Here is an 18,328-nt window from a genome sequence, read left to right on the forward strand (position 1 = left end):
CGTGTCCCGCCGTGTCGGGTCGGCCGTCGCCCCGGGTGCTCGTAGGCCTCGGAGCACCGCCGGTCCCCGGGCGTCGTCGGCCCCGACGCGTGAGGCCACCGCCCAGGCCGCCCTCGGCCCGGCAGAGCAGGCCACCGCCCAGGCCGCCCTCGGGGCGGAGGGCAGGCCACCGCCCCCGGGCGGCGCGCACCCGGGGGCGGTCCGGCCGTCAGTGCGTCGTGCCGGTGCGCGGCAGGGTCCGCAGCACGCCCGCGACGTACGCGTGGAAGGCCGGGTCGTCGAGGATGAAGTGGTTGCCGGGCAGCCACTCGATGGCGACGTCACCGGCGCCGTGATGCTCCCAGTCGCGCAGTCCCGCGTCGTCGACCATCGGGTCGTCGACGCCCGCGCACACCCACAGCGGGCAGTCGAGCGGCGGCCCGGGCAGCGGTGTGTACGTCTCCGAGATGGTGAAGTCGGCGCGCAGCACCGGCGTGAACAGCTTGATCAGCTCGGGGTGTTCGAAGAGCTGCGGCGGGGTTCCGCCGAGCCGGCGTACGGATTCCAGGAAGGCCGGGGCCGACAGCGTGTGCAGGTCGGGCAGGATGCGCCGGGCCGTGGGGCCGTTGCGGCCGACCACGACGACTCCGGCCGGGGGGCGGCCCAGGGCGCTCCAGTAGCGGCCCGCCTCGTAGGCGAACGCCGCGCCCATGCTGTGCCCGAGGAGCACGTACTGCCCGGTGGTGTGCGGTGCGGAGCTGCGGATGAGGTCCTCGAAGACCGCGCCGAAGTCGTCGCGCACCGGCTCGGCCATCCGGCTGCCGTGGCCGGGCAGTTCCAGCAGGGCCGTCCGTGCCGCCCCCGGCAGCGCCGCCTCCAGGCCGGCGAAGGCCCGTGCGGCGCCGCCGGCGTGCGGCAGGCACAGCAGTGTGGGGAGGTCCTGGGGGGCATCCTCGGCCACGGCGTCGGAGTCGGGGCCGGGGGTACTCAGCTGCGGCATGACGGGGTCTCCTTCGTGGGGTGGGAGCCGGTGGCGGGTCGCGGCCGGTCCCCGGACTCCGAAGGGCTCGCCGACCGCGAGGGCCAGGGGCGCACTGAGGGCTGCGGAGCACCGGGCGGCGCCGCGGACGCGGACCGGACGGGCCCGCTCGAAGAGCCGGTCGGAGGGCGGGCCTCGGCAACCGAAGAACCGGGCAAGGACCGGGTCCCACCGCCCGACGGACCGGACGCAGGCGGACCGCCCGAGGCACCGGACACACAGCGGACACCGGCTCCCGAGGAAGCGGGCAGCGACCGGGCGTCGGCGCCCCGAGGACCCGACCGGAAAGGGAGCTGGGGCCGCTCGCCCGGTTCGAGGGCGAAGAGCCGGACGGTTCCGCCTCCGCCCGCGACGGCCACGGCGGCCCGGAACTCGGGGCCGACGTCGACGAGCCGGAGGTTCCAGGCGCGTGCGGCGGAGCCGGGCGCGGCGTGCACCCGGACGGCTCCTTCGCGCCGTGCGCCCGGGTCGACCCGCACGGCGGTGAGGTCGCCCGCTAGCCCGCTGCCGAGGGCCTTGAGGACGGCTTCCTTGCACGCCCAGTGGGTGAACAGGCCACTGTTCAGGGGGCCTTCGCGGTCGGCGGGCCAGCGCTCGGCCTCCTCGTCGGAGAGCACCTGGCGACGCAGTCCGGCGGGGTCCCGGAGCGGTCTGATCCGTTCGACGTCGACGCCGACGGGGCCGTCGCGGCTGACCGCCACCAGGGACATGCCCTCGGTGTGCGCCAGGCTGACCCGCAGGCCCGGGTCACCGGCCACATGGGGCTTTCCCAGCCTGCCCCGCACGAAGGCGACTTCGGACGGATGCCGTCCCGCGTAGGCGGCGGTCACCGAGCGCAGCGCGGCGTGCGCCGAGGCGTGGAGCGCGCGTTGCGAGGGCACCATGGTGCGCCAGCGGCGCAGCTCCCCCCGCGAGAGCAGGGCCAGACAGCGCCAGAGCGCCTTCTCGTTCCCGGGGCCGGGCTCCCGCACAGCCCAGACGTGGACTTCTCCGGCGGGCGGTCCGAGCCTGCGCGTGGTCGTGGTCCGGGTCATCACTTGGGTCATCGCATCTCCAACCAGTCGGTCATCACTGTCCGTTGGCCTCTTGACGATGAACTCAACACTAGTAGAGTTCATCGAGAAATGACATCATCAGGTGTTGAAATCAACGGCTGTTGAACTCCGTTGGTCCACCCGGCGGGACACCCGCCCGTCAACGCGTCTTTTGGAGGTACGGCGTGGCCAGTGACCGCGACGAACTGATCGGCCAGCTCACCGAGTTCATCCAGGAGCGGCTGCTCGCGGAGCCCGACGCCCAGGGCATCGCCCCGGACACCCCGCTGCTCGAGTGGGGCATCCTCACCTCGATCAACACCGCTCAGCTGCTCACCTTCATCCGGGACGAGCTGGGGACGAACATCCCGCCGACCGAGCTGACCGGCACCAACTTCCAGAACCTCGACAGCATCACCGACCTGCTGCTGTCCCTGCGCACACCCGCTCACTGATCCAGGGCCTGCCCGACGGGCCCTCGCGGCCACGGCACAGCGTCACCCACCCGAATTCGCGACAGGAGATCACGTTGTCCGAGACATCGGCGAACTACGACTACGACATCGGCATCATCGGCGGCGGACCGGCCGGCTCCACCGCCGCCTCCTACCTCGCCAAGGAGGGGCTGTCCGTGGTGGTCTTCGAATCGGAGACCTTTCCGCGCGACCACGTCGGCGAGTCGCTGGTCCCGGCCACGACTCCGGTGCTCATCGAGACCGGCGCCATGGAGAAGGTCGAGGCCGCGGGCTTCCCCAAGAAGTACGGCGCCGCCTGGACCTCCGCGGAGGACCGAGACATCGACCACATGGGCTTCCAGGGCCTGGACCACGACTTCCGCGCCGCCGAGGTCCTGTTCAGCGAGCGGGACCAGGCAGGCGTCGACCGGGACCACACCTTCCACGTGGACCGCAGCAAGTTCGACCAGATCCTGCTCCAGCACGCGGAGAGCCTGGGCGCGAAGGTCTACCACGGCGTGCGCGTGAACCGGGTCGACTTCACCGACCGGGACCGCCCCGTCATCCAGGCGAAGGTCGGCAACCAGCCGGTCGGCGTCCCCGTCCGCATGGTCATCGACGCGAGCGGCCGGCGCACCATGATGGGCAGCCAGCTCAAGGTGAAGGAGCCGGACCCGGTCTTCAACCAGTACGCGGTGCACGCCTGGTTCGACGACTTCGACCGCAAGGCCCTCGCGGTCAACAAGGACCAGGCGGACTACATCTTCATCCACTTCCTCCCGCTGGAGGACACCTGGGTCTGGCAGATCCCGATCACCGACACCATCACGTCCATAGGTGTCGTGACCCAGAAGGCCCGGTTCAAGGAGGCCAAGAACGACCTGGAGACCTTCTTCTGGGACACCATCGGGAGCCGTCCCGCCCTCCAGGACGCGCTGAAGAACGCCAAGCGGGTCAAGGAGTTCAAGGCCGAGGGCGACTACAGCTACGCGCTCACCAAGATCGCCGACGACTCCCTCGTGATGATCGGCGACGCGGCCCGGTTCGTCGACCCGATCTTCTCCAGCGGTGTCAGCGTCGCGCTCAACAGCGCCCGCCTCGCCACCGCCGACATCATCGCGGCGCACAAGGCCGGCGACTTCCGCAAGGAGCGCTTCGACGGCTACGTCAACACGCTCCGCGGCGCGGTCAACAACTGGTACGAGTTCATCTCGATCTACTACCGCCTCAACATCCTCTTCACCGCGTTCGTCCAGGACCCGCGCTACCGCCTGGACGTCCTCAAGATGCTCCAGGGCGACGTGTACGACGGTGAGCCCAAGGCCCTCGCCGCGATGCGGGAGATCGTCGAGGCCGTCGAGAACGACCCCACCCACCTCTGGCACAAGTACCTGGGGACGCTCAAGGCGCCCTCCGCGGCGGCCAAGTTCTAAGGGCGTCGGGGAAGTCCCGGCACACACCGGGCACCACGGAGCCGCACCGGCACCTCCCCGCCGGCGCTCCACGGGTCCGCCTGGTCCGCCACCGGCGGACCAGGGCCCGACCGGCCCCGTCCCGGCCGGCAGGCACCACGGCAGCCGGCCGCTGCCGGGCACGACCCGGGTGGCGTGGACGCCCCTCCCGCCACCCGGCCCCGGACCTCGTCCGCACCCACTGTCTGTCGCACTCCCGGAGGGGGATCAGCCATGCCCGCCCGCAACGGAATCACCACCGATCCGGCCATAGCCCTTGTCGGCATCGGGTGCCGTTACCCGGGCGGGGTGGACGGTCCCGACTCCTTCTGGCACGTCCTGCGGGACGGCGTCGACGTCATCGGGGAGATCCCGCCCGAACGCTGGGGACCCGAGTACATCAGTGAGGACGGGGCCGCGCCGGGCACCGGCTACTGCCGCTATGCGGGAGTGCTGCCGGGGCTCGACCGGTTCGACGCCGACTTCTTCGGCATCTCGTTCCGCGAGGCACGCGAGATGGACCCGCAACAACGGCTCCTGCTCGAAGTGTCCTGGGAGGCCCTGGAGCACGCCGGGCTCACCAAGCCGCAGCTCGCCGGCTCCCGCACCGGCGTCTTCTTCGGCATGCTCGGCATGGACTACACGCTGCTGCACTCCAAGACGCGCGGTGTGAAGGCCATCGACCCGTACTACGCGAGCGGCAAGGAGTTCAGCTTCGCGCCGGGCCGCGTCGCCTACACGCTGGGGCTGCACGGGCCGGCACTCGCCGTGAACACCGCCTGTTCCTCGTCCCTGGTGGCCGTGCACCTGGCCTGCCGGGCGCTCGCGAGCGGCGAGGCGGACACGGCGCTCGCCGGCGGTGTGAACGTCCTCGCCGCCCCGGAACTGTCCATCTTCATGAGCAAGGTGCAGGCCCTGTCGCCCACCGGACGGTGCAAGCCGTTCGCCGCCGACGCGGACGGCATCGTCCGCGGCGAGGGCTGCGGCGTCGTCGTGCTCAAGCGGCTCGACGACGCGCTCGCCGACGGCGACCGGGTGCTCGCGGTCATCCGGGGCAGCGCCTTCAACCACGACGGCCGCAGCGCCGGCCTGACCGTGCCCAACGCCTCCGCGCAGGTGGCGCTGCTGCGGGAGGCGTTGCTGCGCGCGGACGCCACCCCGCACGAGGTCGCCTTCGTCGAGGCCCACGGCACGGGCACACCGCTCGGCGACCCGATCGAGGCCTTCGCCCTGTCCGAGGTGTTCGGGCCCGGCCGCGACCCCGGTCACAAGCTCCACATCGGCTCGCACAAGGCCAACTTCGGCCACACCGACGCGGCCGCAGGCGTGGCCGCGCTGATCAAGACCGTACTGACCGCACGGCACCGGGTGATACCGCCACAGCTGCACCTCGGCACGCCCAACCCCGCCATCCCCTGGAACGACGGCCCGCTGAGCGTCTGTGCCGAGGCCCGGCCGCTGGACGAGGACGCGGGCACGCTGTTCGGCGTGAGCGCCTTCGGCCTCAGCGGCACCAACGCCCACCTGCTGCTGTCCGCACCCCCGGCCCCCGCGCCCGAGTCCGCCCCTCCCCCGCAGGACGGCCCCCGGGTGCTGCTGCTCTCCGGCTCCACGGAGGCCGCCCTCCAGGCACGCGCACGGGACCTCGCCGAGACCCTCGACGGTCCGCAGCCGCTGTCCGACGTGCTGCACACCGCGGCCGTGCGCCGCACCCACCACGAGGCACGGGCCACCGTGATCGGCGCAGACGCGCACGAGCTGCGCTCCTCGCTGCTCGACCTGGCCCAGGGCGCCCCGGACGAGCGCACCGTCACCGGCACGGCAGAGCCCCGGCGCCGCCACCACACCGTGTTCGTCTTCTCCGGACAGGGCTCACAGTGGCGCGGCATGGGCCTGGACCTGTGGGACCGCGACCCGGTCGCCGCGGCGGGTCTGGAACGCGGCGACGCCGTCCTGCGCGAGCTGGGGCTGCCCGGCCTGCGCCGGCTGCTCGGCGACAGCGATCTCTCCGCCACCGAGCTCGCCCAACCAGCCGTCGTAGCGGTCCAGTTGGCCTTGGCCGAGGTGTGGCGCTCGCGCGGCGTGGAACCGACCAAGGTCGTCGGACACAGCCTCGGCGAGATCTCGGCCGCCTGTTTCACCGGCGCCCTCGACCTGCCCACGGCGCTCGACCTGGCCGTGCGGCGCGGGCGCATCATGGCCGCCGCCGCGGGCACCGGGCGGATGCTCGCGGTGGCACTCTCCGAGGAGGAGGCGGCCGAGACCGCCGCCGGGACCGGCCGCGCGGTCACGGTCGCCACGGTCAACGGACCGGGCGCCACCGTGCTCGCCGGTTCCGAGGACGATCTGACGGCGATCGCCTCGCTGCTGCGCGAGCGGTCCGTCCCGGCCCGCTTCGTGCCCGGCGACTACGCGTTCCACAGCCCGGCCATGGCGCCGTTCGCCGAGGAACTGCGCGCGGAACTGGGCGACCTGACGGCCGACCGGCCCGAGGCGTTCGTGTCCACCGTGTGGCCCGACGAACCCCCGGCCACGCTGGACGCGGCCTACTGGGCAGCCAACGTGCTCCGCCCGGTCCGCTTCTGGCCCGCCGTACGCACCCTCCTGAAGGACCGCGGCGCGGACTTCGTCGAGATCGGCCCGCACCCCACCCTCGTACGCCCGCTGACCGAAGCCCTCACGTCACTGCGGCGCCAGGGCGTCGCGGTCGGTTCGCTGCGCAGGGACACCGACGGCACGGCGACGATGCTCTCCTCGCTCGCCGCCCTGCACTGCGCCGGCGCCGACGTCCGCTGGGCGGACCTCGTCCCGGGCCGGCTCACGGAGCTGCCCCCGCACCCCTGGCAGCACGAGTCGTTCTGGCTGCCCGACGTGACCCCCGGCACGCAGTACGCGCCGGCCGCGCGACCCGACGCACGGGCCGCGCCCGCCCGGCTCGCCGTACAACTGCTCGACCCCTCGGGCAGGCCGCTCGGGCCCGCCCGCCAACTCGACCTCGGCGGTACGCCCGAAGACACCGCCACGAACCCGCCGGAGCCCCTCGGCTCCGGCGGCACCGCCCCGGCCGCCGCCCCCACCCCCCTCGGGGCCGGCCGGGAAGCCGCCTCGTCCGTCACCGCCCCGTACCATCCCCCGGCGGGAGCGGTGGCGGACGGGACCGGAACCGGCCCGGCCACGACGGAGGCCGGGAACACCCTGGACGCCACGGCGCCCGACCCCGCACCGGACGCGGCGAACGCCGACCGCGAACGCAGGACCCTGATGCGGACGACGTCCGAGGTGCTCGCGGAGACCCTCGGCCAGGACCCGGGCCGGCGCATCCCGCCCCGGCGCGGCTTCGCCGACCTCGGTCTGGACTCGCTGAGCATCGTGGAGTTCGTGGACCGCCTGGGGATGCGGGTCGGCCTGGACATCCCGCTGTCGACCCCCTTCGAACGCCCCTGCCTGGACGAGCTGGTCGACCATCTGCTGCCGCAGGTGCTCGCGAAGAAGGCGCCGCGGCCGTCCTCCGCGGAACTCGCCACGACCGACCGGACGCAGACCCCGCAGGCCGGCGCGCCCGCGCCCGCCGACGACCCGATCGCGGTGGTCGGCATGAGCTGCCGGTTCCCCGGCAGCCCCACGGTGCGGGACTACTGGCGGCTCCTGCTCGACGGCCGCGAGGTCATCCGCGACGTGCCCGCGGACCGCTGGGACGGCCAGGCCTTCCTGTCGGACGGACCGTGGACGCCCGGCACGATGACCTCGCTGCGCGGCGGGTACCTCGACGACGTACGCGGCTTCGACGCGGCGTTCTTCCGGGTCTCGCCCCGCGAGGCCCGCAGCCTCGACCCGCAGCACCGGCTCTTCCTCGAAGTGGCCTACGAGGCGCTGGAGGACGCCGGCGCGACCCGCGACCGGCTGCGCGGTTCGGCGACGGGTGTGTTCGTCGGCATGAACAGCGCGGACCACGCGCAGCACGTCGGCAGCCACCTCCAGGACGTCGACCTCTACTACGGCACCGGGAACTCCTTCGCCGGAGCGTCCGGACGGCTCTCCTACTTCCTGGGCCTGACCGGGCCGAGCATGGCAGTGGACACCGCCTGCTCGTCCTCGCTCACCGCCGTGCACCTGGCCATGCAGAGCCTGCGCCAGGGCGAGAGCGACCTCGCGGTGGCCGGTGGCGTCAACGTGATCCTCAGTCCGGTGATCCCGGTCGCGGTGTCGGCCGGCGGCGCCCTCTCCCCCAGCGGCCACTGCCGTACGTTCGACGAGGCGGCCGACGGCTATCTGCGCGGTGAGGGGTCCGGCGCGGTCGTCCTGAAGCGGCTGTCGACCGCACTCGCCGACGGCGACCGGATCTACGCCGTGCTGCCCGGCAGCGCGGTGAACCAGGACGGGGCGAGCAGCGGACTGACCGTGCCGAACGGCACGGCGCAGCGCGCGCTGATCGAACAGGCCCTGCGCCAGGCGGGACTGACCGGACGCGACGTCGGCTACGCCGAGGCGCACGGCACGGGCACACCGCTCGGCGACCCCGTCGAACTGCGGGCGCTCGCCCAGGCGCTGCGCCCCGAAGGGGCCGACGGCGCCCCGCTCCTGGTCGGATCCGCCAAGCCCAACATCGGGCATCTGGAGGCCTCGGCCGGCATGGCCGGGCTCATCAAGGCGGTCCTGTCGGTGCATCACGACCGGATCGCGCCGCACATCGGGGTGAGTACCACGCCGACGCGGCAGGTCGCCTGGGAGCGGCTGGGCCTGGAGATCGCCGAAGGCATGGAGGCGTGGCCCGAGGACGGCCGGCGCAGGGTCGCGGGGGTGAGCTCCTTCGGGTTCACCGGGACCAACGCGCACGTCCTGGTCGCCCAGGCACCGGCGTCCGCGAAGAGCGGCGGCGAGCCCCCGGCACGCTTCGCGCTGCCGCTGTCCGCCGCGCAGGAGGCAGCGCTGCCCGCGGCCGCGAAGCAGTACCTCGCGCTGCTGGAGCCGGGCGACGCGACCGCCCTCGCCGACCTGGCGTACACGGCGTCGGCGCGCCGCAGTCACCTCGACCACCGGGCCGTCGTCGTCGGCCGGGACGTGGTCGGCGTCCGCTCCGCGCTGCGTGCCCTGAGCAAGGGCGAGGAGCACTCCCAGGTCCTCACCGGCACGGCCGAGCTGGAGCGCTCCTGCGTGTTCGTCTTCTCCGGATTCGGCTCCCAGTGGGCGGGAATGGGCCGCCGGCTCCTCGAGAGCGAGCCGGTGTTCCGGGACGCGGTGCTGGCCTGCGAGGAGGAGATGCGGAAGTGGATCGCCTGGTCCCCGCTGGCCTCGCTGCGCGGCGAGCCGGACAGCCGCCCCTTCGACGAAGGCATCCCGCAGGAACTCATCTTCACCGTGCAGGTCGGCCTGGTCGCCCTGTGGCGCAGCTGGGGCGTGGTGCCCGAGGCGGTCGTCGGACACAGCATGGGCGAGGTGGCCGCCGCCTGGGCCGCCGGGGCACTGACCCTGGCGCAGGCCGCGGAGATCCTGTGCCTGCGCTCGCGGCTCCTCGACACGCTCGTGGGCACCGGCGGTTCGATCGTCGTCGGACTGCCCCGTGCGGAACTGGCGCCGTATCTGGTGCTGTACGAGGACAAGCTGGGCGTCGCCACGATCAACGGGCCGCGCACCACGGTCGTCGCGGGCGATGTCGACGCCCTGGAGGAGCTGGCCGAGGAGCTCACCGAGGCGAATGTGTTCGTCCGCCGGGTCAAGGTGCCGGTGGCCCCGCACTCGCCTCTGATGGAGCCGCTGCGTGAGCGGCTGGTGGCGGGGCTCGCGGATCTGGTGCCCGCCGAGGCCCGTATCCCGGTCTACTCCTCGGTCGAGGGCCGCGAGGTGGCGGGATCCGAGCTCACCGCCGAGTACTGGGGCCGCAATCTGCGCAACACCGTGCTCTTCCAGGACGCGGTGAGCGCGGTCGAGGACCCGCAGGACCGGGTGTTCGTGGAGGTGTCCCCGCATCCCGTGCTGGTCTCCGGCACCGAGGAGTCGTTGCGGGCCGCCGGTGTGGGTCAGCCTCTGGTGCTGCCCTCCCTCGTCCGTGATGAGGACGAAGTGGGCACGCTGCTGTGCTCGTTGGGCGCGCTGCACGCGCAGGGCGTCCCGGTCGACTGGGCGGCGTTCGCCGGACCCGGACGCGCGGTGGTGGACCTGCCCGGCTATCCGTGGCAGCGCAAGGAGCACTGGCTGCAGGACACGCCGGTGGACCGTGCCGGCGGCTCGGGCTCCCTCGTCGGCGCGCCGGTCCGTCCGACGACCGCGCCGTGGACGGCGCTGCTCCCCGTGACGGTCGACGGCACCCGCAGCCCGTGGCAGGTCAGCGGCGCCGGAGCCGGTACGACGGTCTCGGCGCCCGCGCTCCTGGAGGCCGCCCTCGCCGGGGCCGCGGCGACGGGCTCCCCCGCCCCGGTGCTCCACGACGTGCGGTTCGGCACGCCGCCGCGAGCGGACGAGGACGGTCGTGCCGGTCTCCAGGCCGTCGTCGACACCCGGCAGGGCACGGTCGTGCTGCGCCGGCTGTCCGGTGACGGCGACGGGCTCGCGCTGACCGCGTCGACCGACGGGTCGCACGGGCCCACCGCGAGCGCTCCCGACCCGTCGGCGCTCGCCGACGACGAACCCCTCAGGGCCACGCTGGCCGAGCGTTTCCCCGCGCTCGGGGTTCGGGCGGCCGGCAGCGGCCGGGGCGGTGCGGACGTCACCGTGGAACTGGCGGACGGCGCCTCCCGGCACCGGCTGCCCGCCGAACTGCTGCGGCTGGCACTGCATCTGATCGCGGACGACGCCGACGGCGACGCGGGAGGGGACGGCGAACCGCTGCCCGCCGCCATCGCGTCGGTCCGGGTCCGCGCCGCCGTGGAGGGCACCGTACGGCTGCTGCGGGGTCAGGTCCGGGCCGGTTCGGACGGGCGGCCCGAGGCCGATGTGGTGGTCCTCGACGCGGCCGGACGTGCCGTCGTGGAGCTGGCCGGGCTGCGCCTGGCGGGCCCGCCCGAGCCGGCCGCGGCCGACGCGGACCGGGACCGGGTCGCCGACCTGCTGTACCGGATGGTGTGGCACCCCGCGGGCCAGCGGCCGGCCGGCCGTGACGGCGCTCAGGCCGCGCCCGCGACGCGCTGGCTGGTGTGCGGTGACACCGGACATCTGGCGGGTGTCGTCGCCGACGGGCTGCGGGCGGCCGGCTGCGAGGTGCGCCGGGTGCGCTCCGCGGCCGTACCCGGCGAAGAGGCTCTCGTCGTCGACCCCGCCGACCGGGAGGCATGGCGGACCCTCCTCGCGGTGCACGCGAACGAGGGGACCACGGGCATCTGCGACCTGTGGCCACTGGAGGACCTCGACTCCCGGCCGGACGGGTGGCGTGTCACCACCGCGCTGACCGCCGCCCTGGCCGAGGCCGAGGGGACCCCGCCCCGGCTGTGGCTGGTCACCCGGCACGCCCTGCTGCCGACCGGTCACGAGGGCTTCCCCGACGGCAACCAGGGCGCGCACGCCGGGCTCGGCCGGACCCTGGCGATGACCCGCCCCGAGGCCTGGGGCGGCCACGTCGACCTGAGCCGCGGAAGTGCGGAGGAGCTGCGGGCCCTGGTGACACGGCTGCTGTGCGCGCCGGGCGACGAGCACGTCCGCGTCGAGCACTCCTCCGTCCAGGTGGGCGCGCTGGTGCGGGCCGACGTGCCCGACCGGCCCGGCCGGCGGCCGCTGTCCGCGGAGCGCTGGCATCTGGTGACCGGTGCGGGCGGCGCCCTGGTGCGCCCGGTGGTGGACTGGCTGGTCGGCGCGGGCGCCCGGCGGATCGTGCTCGCGGACACGGAGCCCGAGCAGGCCGAGCGTCTGCCGGCCGACGACCGGATCGCCGCGTGGCGCGCCGCGGGCGCCGAGGTCCGCACGGTCCGTACCCGCGGCGCACGCGAGGAACTGGCCCGCCTGGTGGAGGAGTTGCGCGCCGACACCGGGATCGCGGGTGTGGTGTGCGCGGCGGCTCCGGAGCTGGCGACGCCGCTGGAGGAGACCACCGAGGCCGTGCTGCGGGCGGAGTGGAACCGCGCGGAGACGGCCGAGCTGCTGCACCGGCTGACCGCGAAGGACCCGGTGCGTCTGTTCGTCCTGCTGGGATCCGTTCCGGGTACCTGGGGCGGCGCCGTGACGGGCGCCGCGGCGCCGTCCGACTGGTCGCTGCGGGCGCTGGCCGCGCGCCGCAGGGCCTCGGGACTGCCGGTGGCGCACGTGGAGCTGATGCCCCTCGAAGGCAGTCGGCTCCTCGACGAACGGACGACTTTACTGCTGAAGTCCAGCGGGGTCGCCCCGCTGCGCGATCGGGACCTGGCCACCGCACTGGACCTGCTGGTCTGGGACCACACGGTGCACGCCTGCGTGGCCGACGTGGACTGGGAGCTGTTCGGGAGCGCGCTCGCCGACGCCCCGCACCGGGAACTGTTCCGCACCGTCCTGGGGGCGGCGCGGCAGACCGGCGGCACCGAGTTCGTGGCCGGGCTGCGGGGCCTGGACCCCGGGCAGCGCCGGGACCGGATGCTCGACTGGGTGTGCGCGCAGGTCGCCGCGGTGCTCGGGCTCGCGGAGGACGATCTCCGGGCCGACCAGGGCTTCTTCGAGCTCGGCATGGACTCGGTGATGTCGCTGACGCTGCGGCTGCGGCTGTCCCGGGAGCTGGAGACCGAGTTGTCCTCGACGGTCGCCTTCGAACACCCGACGGCGCTTGCGCTCACCGCGCACCTGCTGGAGCAGCTCGGCCTGCCGGCCGCCGGCTCCGACGACGCGACCGCGGATCCGGTCGCGGTCGACGAGGACGGTGCCGGGCCCGCCGACGACCTGGACGACCTCGACGACGACGAACTGCTACGCCAGCTGGAGGCGGAGATCTCCGACTCACGGGCGCTTGGATTTGAGGAGAACTGATGACGAAGAGCCAAGCCGAGCAGCCGAGCCAGGAGGTCCTCCGCGGTCGGCTCAAGGACTCCCTCGGCACGATCCGCAGTCTGCGCGCGCGGGTTCAGGAGCTCCAGCAGCCACAGCCGCTGGCCGTGATCGGTCTGTCCTGCCGGCTGCCGGGCGGCGCGACGCCCGAGGCGTTCTGGGAGTCGCTGGCCGAGGGCCGTGACTCGACGTCCCGGTTCCCCGAGGAACGGCACTCCGTTGCGGGGTTCTACAACCCGGACCCGGACCACCCGGGCACCGCGTACACGCTGTCGGGGAACTTCCTCGACGGCCCGGTGGACACCTTCGATCCGACCGTGTTCGGGATCTCGCCGCGCGAGGCGGCGGGAATGGACCCGCAGCAGCGGCTGGTACTGGAACTGGCCTGGGAGGCCATGGAGAACGCCTGTCTGCCGCCGAGCGAGCTGGAGGGCAGCCGGGTCGGCGTGTTCCTCGGCGCGAGTACCAGCGACTACGTACGGATGCGGCAGCAGAAGGGCTCGATGGCGGACGTCGACGCCTACCAGCTGATCGGCGAGCCGAGCTTCCTGGCCGGACGGATCTCCTACACGTTCGGGTTCCAGGGTCCCAGCATGGTGATCGACACGGCGTGCTCGTCGTCGCTGGTGGCGCTGGAGCAGGCCGTCCTGTCGCTGCGTTCGGGCGCCTGCGACATGGCGCTGGTCGGCGGCGTGAACCTGATGCTGTCGCCGTACGGATTCGTCCTGGTGAGCAAGTTGCGGGCGTTGTCGCCGGACGGACGGTGCAAGACGTTCGACGCCTCCGCCGACGGATACGCGCGCGGTGAGGGCGGCGCGCTGTTCGTGCTGAAGCGGCTGAGCGAGGCGGAGGCCGCCGGGGACCGCGTCCTCGCGGTGGTGCGCGGCGTGGCGACGGAGCACGACGGGCGCAGCAGCGGTCTCACGGTCCCCAACCCGGCCGCGCAGCAGAACGTCATCACCTCCGCCCTGAAGGACGCGGGGGTCTCCCCCGCCGAGCTCACCTACGTCGAGGCGCACGGCACCGGCACCCAGCTGGGCGACCCGATCGAGCTCAAGGCGCTGAACGCGGTCACCAGCACCGGGCGTGCGGCCGACCGTCCGCTGCTCGTCGGCTCGGTGAAGACGAACATCGGACATCTGGAGCCTGCCGCGGGAGCGGCGGGCCTGCTGAAGGTCGTCCTCGCCCTCCAGCACGACACGCTGCCCCGGCATCTGCACCTGAAGGACCCCAACCCGCAGGTCCCCTGGGACGCCATCAATCTGAAGGTGACCGCGGAGGAGACCGTCTGGCCGGACGGGCCGAGGATCGCCGGGGTGAGCAGCTTCGGAGCCAGCGGCACCAACGCGCACACCGTGCTCGCCGAGGCGCCCCGGCCCGCTCCCCGCGAGGGCACCCCGCGCGAGGTGGGACTGCTCACGCTGAGCGCCAACAGCCCCGAGGCGCTCCGCGCGATGGCGGGCGTGTACGAGGAACGGGTGCGGGAGGCGGACCCGCGGGCCCTGTCGGACATCTGCTACTCGTCGCACATCGGACGGGCCCGGATGAAGCACGGCCTCAGCGTGACCGGCGATCGCGGGCAACTCGCCGCGGGGCTGGCCGCGTTCGCCGCCGGTGAGCGGGCCGACCAGGTCACGGCGCACGGACCGTCGGGCGCCAAGGCCCGCCGGCTCGGCTGGATGTTCACCGGGCAGGGCTCGCAGTACGCCGGGATGGCCTCCTCCCTCACGGCGGCGGAGCCGGTCTTCGCGGACGCCCTGGCCCAGGTGGTCGAGGCCCTCGACCGCCACCTGGACGAGCCGCTCGGCCCGGTCCTGTCCGACGGCGAGCGCATCGACCGGACGGGGTTCACCCAGCCCGCGCTGTTCGCCGTGGAGTACGCGCTGGCGAAGATGTGGGAGTCGTGGGGGGTGCGGCCGACCGCGCTGATCGGGCACAGCCTGGGCGAGATCACGGCGGCGTGCGTCGCCGGGGTGCACTCGCTCGACGACGCCGCACGACTGGTCACGGCCCGCGCCCGGCTCATGGAGGCGCTGCCCACGGGCGGTGTGATGGAGACCCTGGTCTGCGACGAGGAGACCGTGCGCGCGGCGATCGCCGAGGCGGGCCCGGTGCCTCAGGTCGCGGTGGCGGCGGTCAACGGCCCGACGGACGTGGTCCTGTCGGGCCCCGAGGACGAGGTCGCCCGGGTCGTCGAGGTGCTGGCGCGCCGGGGCGTGAAGCACCGCAAGCTCGTCGTCTCGCACGCGTTCCACTCCCCGCTGATGGCGCCGATGATCGACGAGTTCCGCAAGGTCACCGAGACGCTGACCTTCCATCAGCCCAAGTACCCGATCATCTCGAACGTCACGGGCCGCGAGTGGGGGCCCGAACAGCTGCGCCCCGCCTACTGGTCCGAGCACGTGCTGGCGCCCGTGCGCTTCTACGCGGGCGTCACCACCCTGTACGAGACGGGCTGCCGCACCTTCCTCGAACTCGGCCCGGCGCCCGTGCTCCTCGGTCTGGGCGCGCGCTGCCTGCCCGAGGACGGGGTCGGCTGGATCCCGTCGCTGCGCCGTGACCGTGAGGACGCGCACATCGTGGGCCAGGCGCTGGGCGCGCTGCATCACCGCGGTGTGCAGGTCGACTGGAACGCGGTGCACCGCGACGAGAAGCCGCGTCGCACCTCGCTCCCCAGCTACCCGTGGCAGCGCGAGCGGTACTGGTTCAACGACGACGCTCCGGGCGACGCACCGGAGTTCGCGGCCGACGACGCGCCGGGGGCGCTGTTCGAGGGCCATCTGCTGTCCGGCGCGCCCACCTTCTCGCCCCAGCTGGACGACCTGTCCGACGTGTTCGTGCAGACGGGCCCGGACGGCCGGCGGTCCGTGTCGGCGGGCGGCTTCTGCCACTGGGCACTGACGGGCGCGGCGAGGCTGCCCGGTGCGCAGCCCCGGCTCGTGGACCGTTTCGTGGTGGGTGAGCCGCTGCTCCTCGACCCGGAGCACCGCCCCGCCCGTATACGGGTCTACGTGCTGCCGCAGGACGACGAGGGCCGCTCGCTCTTCCTCTGCTTCTCCCGGCAGGGCGTCGACTCGGTGGAGAGCGGCAGCTGGCGCCTGCACGCCCGCGGTGTGCTGGTGCGGCGTCCCACGGACACCCGGCGCGCCGACGGCGATCTCGACGCCGTCCGGGCCCGGTGCGTGCCGGTCGACCCGGCCGACATCACGGTGCCCGGCTGGGCCGAGCCGGTCCTCAACGAGGTGTACCAGGGTCCCGGCGAGGTGCTCGCCGAGGTCAACCGTGCCGCCGAGGACCTGCCCCGCGGCGCCCTGCTCGACCTGACGCTGGGCCTGCTGCGCCAGTCCGAGAACGCCCCGCGGCAGGGCGGCACCCCGGTGCCCACGGCGGTGCCCGAGGGCACCCGGCGTTACGTCCACGGCTGGCTGGACCCGTCCGGGGAGGACGGTGAGCTGCGCGGCGGCCTGGAGATTCTGGGATCCGACGGCAGCGTGCTGATCATGATGCGGGACGTCCATCTGCGATCGTCGACGCAGCCCGCGCCGGACGTGCCGCGCACCGCTCGCGAGGAGACGGTCTGGGAGCAGGTCTGGCGGCCCGCGGCCCCGGAGGCGTTCGCCGAGAGGAGTCTGCGCGACGAGCGGGTGCTGCTGGTCGGTTCGGGCGGCGCGGACACCGGACCGCTGGAGGCGGTGGCGAAACAACTGACGCTGCGCGGCGCGGTGGTGGCGCAGTCGGAGCCGTCGGCCGAGGCGGTGCTCCAGGCGCTGGAAGCGGGCCGTCCGTACGGACATGTGGTCCTGCTGAGCGGCCTCGAACTCCCGCTGACCGGGTACGACGCCGAGTCCGTGGGACAGGCACGGGCCTCGGCGGAGCACGTCTTCCTGGCCGCCGCCCGGCAGCTCGCCCTCGACGAGGCGGCCACGCGGCTGTGGGTGGTGACGCGCGGCGCCCAGTGGACCGGCACCGGGCAGAACGAGATCTGTCTGCCGGCGGCCCCGCTGTGGGGTCTGGGCAAGGTGGCCGCGCTCGAACACCCGGAGCTGTGGGGCGGGCTGCTCGACCTGGACCCGGCCGGAGAGGCGGACGAGGCGGAGCGGATCGCGGATCTCGTCGCGACCCGCAGCGCCGAGGATCTGACGGCCCGGCGCGGCGGCACCGTCCTGGTGCCCCGGCTGGTGGCGGCCGGCTCGGGCGACGAGGACACGCCCCGGCCTGCCCCGCAGCTGAGCGACCTCGGGAGCTATCTCGTCACCGGCGGACTCGGCAGCCTCGGTCTGCTGATGGGCGAGTGGCTGGCCCGCAACGGCGCGGGCACCGTCGTCCTGGCCGGACGGTCGGGCCTGCCGGACCGCGCGGCCTGGGACGACCCGCAGCACGACGACACCACCGCGTCCCGGATCGCCGGGGTGCGTCGTATCGAGGCCCAGGGCGCGGACGTGCGGGTGGTGGCGCTGGACGCCGCCGACGAGACGGCGCTGCGCTCGCTGACCGACCAACTCGGCCTGGCCGGGCGTCCGTTGCGGGGTGTGGTGCACGCGGCGGGCCTGTCGGAGCCGCAGTTCCTGCGGGAGAGCGACCCGGACACCTACGACCGCTGCCTGCACGCGAAGGTGGACGGCACCTGGGCGCTGCACAACGCCACCGTCGACCAGGATCTGGACCTGTTCGTCTCCTTCTCCTCGATCGCCTCGGTGTGGGGCTCGCAGCACCTGGCGGGGTACTCCGCGGCCAACGCCTTCCTCGACTCCTTCGCCCACTTCCGGCAGCTGCGGGGACTGGCGGCCACGACGGTGAGCTGGGGGCCGTGGGCCGCCAGGTCCGGGCTCGCGGACGACTCGGTGATGGCGTTCCTGCGCTCCATCGGGCTGCACCAGCTCAACCCCGACCACGCGCTGGAGCTGCTCGGCGAGGCCGTGGTCGACGGCGTCGCGCACCGCACCGTGTGCTCGGCGGACTGGACGCTCTTCCGCGACCTGATGGAGGCGCGCCGGGAGCGGCCCATGCTCAGCGAGGTCCGCAGCGCGCCCGCCGCGGGCCGGGCGGACGACTCCGAACTCGGGGCGCTGACCGCGCGGTTGACCGGTCTGAGCCGTACCGAGCGGCTGGCCGAGCTCAACGAGTACATCCGCGTGCAGCTGTCGGAGATCCTGCGCCTGGAGCTCGACACCCTCACCGAGGACACCCGGCTCGCCGACATGGGCCTGGACAGCCTCATGGTGATGGAGCTGATCAGCCGGTGCCGAGACGACCTGGGCCTGGAGATCAACAGCCGCGACTTCTTCGCCTGCCCCGGCATCCACTGGGGCTCCTTCCTCCACGAGCTGATCGAGGAGAAGTACCCGGCCGGCAGCCGGCCGACGGACCCGGCATGACACCCCTGGGTCCGGGGCGCGCGGCACGTGCCGCGCGCCCCGGACCCTCCCGTACCACCAC

The 18,328-nt window shown here is 73.7% G+C and carries 6 protein-coding genes; 4 read left to right on the forward strand and 2 right to left on the reverse strand.

Annotated features, from left to right (window positions below; all coding sequences use genetic code 11):
- Positions 1-208 precede the first annotated feature (208 nt).
- Both H305_RS46520 and H305_RS49460 read right to left on the reverse strand, forming a co-directional pair.
- Entirely contained in the window at positions 209-979 is a 771-nt protein-coding gene (locus H305_RS46520; RefSeq protein ID WP_051370747.1) for a thioesterase II family protein, read from the reverse strand.
- On the reverse strand, positions 967-2,064 hold the full coding sequence (locus H305_RS49460; protein WP_051370749.1) for a 4'-phosphopantetheinyl transferase family protein: 1,098 nt from the start codon (positions 2,062-2,064) through the stop codon (positions 967-969). The genes H305_RS46520 and H305_RS49460 overlap by 13 nt, the downstream gene beginning before the upstream one ends.
- Positions 2,065-2,237: 173 nt before the next feature.
- On the opposite strand from H305_RS49460, the gene H305_RS0119945 reads away from it, so the two are divergent.
- From H305_RS0119945 to H305_RS46535, 4 genes are all read left to right on the forward strand, one after another.
- Complete coding sequence (locus H305_RS0119945; RefSeq protein WP_037764538.1) at positions 2,238-2,507, forward strand: acyl carrier protein; 270 nt, start codon at positions 2,238-2,240, stop codon at positions 2,505-2,507.
- Between the two features lie 74 nt (positions 2,508-2,581).
- Positions 2,582-3,940: an NAD(P)/FAD-dependent oxidoreductase gene (locus H305_RS0119950; RefSeq protein ID WP_037764540.1), complete on the forward strand. Its 1,359-nt coding sequence runs from the start codon at positions 2,582-2,584 to the stop codon at positions 3,938-3,940.
- A gap of 252 nt (positions 3,941-4,192) precedes the next feature.
- Positions 4,193-12,874: a type I polyketide synthase gene (locus H305_RS49465; protein ID WP_051370751.1), complete on the forward strand. Its 8,682-nt coding sequence runs from the start codon at positions 4,193-4,195 to the stop codon at positions 12,872-12,874.
- Positions 12,874-18,267 carry a type I polyketide synthase gene (locus H305_RS46535; protein WP_051370754.1) on the forward strand — a complete coding sequence of 1,798 codons (5,394 nt, stop codon included), beginning with the start codon at positions 12,874-12,876 and terminating at the stop codon, positions 18,265-18,267. The genes H305_RS49465 and H305_RS46535 overlap by 1 nt, the downstream gene beginning before the upstream one ends.
- Positions 18,268-18,328 lie beyond the last annotated feature (61 nt).

It is taken from the genome of Streptomyces sp. 142MFCol3.1, assembly GCF_000424945.1.
GTDB classification, from domain to species: Bacteria; Actinomycetota; Actinomycetes; order Streptomycetales; family Streptomycetaceae; genus Streptomyces; species Streptomyces siamensis.

Excerpts from the sequence above, each read along its gene's own strand:
- H305_RS49460 (WP_051370749.1), bottom strand. The coding sequence starts at position 2,064 with ATGACCCAAGTGATGACCCGGACCACGACCACGCGCAGGCTCGGACCG.
- H305_RS46520 (WP_051370747.1), bottom strand. The coding sequence starts at position 979 with ATGCCGCAGCTGAGTACCCCCGGCCCCGACTCCGACGCCGTGGCCGAG.
- H305_RS46535 (WP_051370754.1), top strand. The coding sequence starts at position 12,874 with ATGACGAAGAGCCAAGCCGAGCAGCCGAGCCAGGAGGTCCTCCGCGGT.
- H305_RS49465 (WP_051370751.1), top strand. The coding sequence starts at position 4,193 with ATGCCCGCCCGCAACGGAATCACCACCGATCCGGCCATAGCCCTTGTC.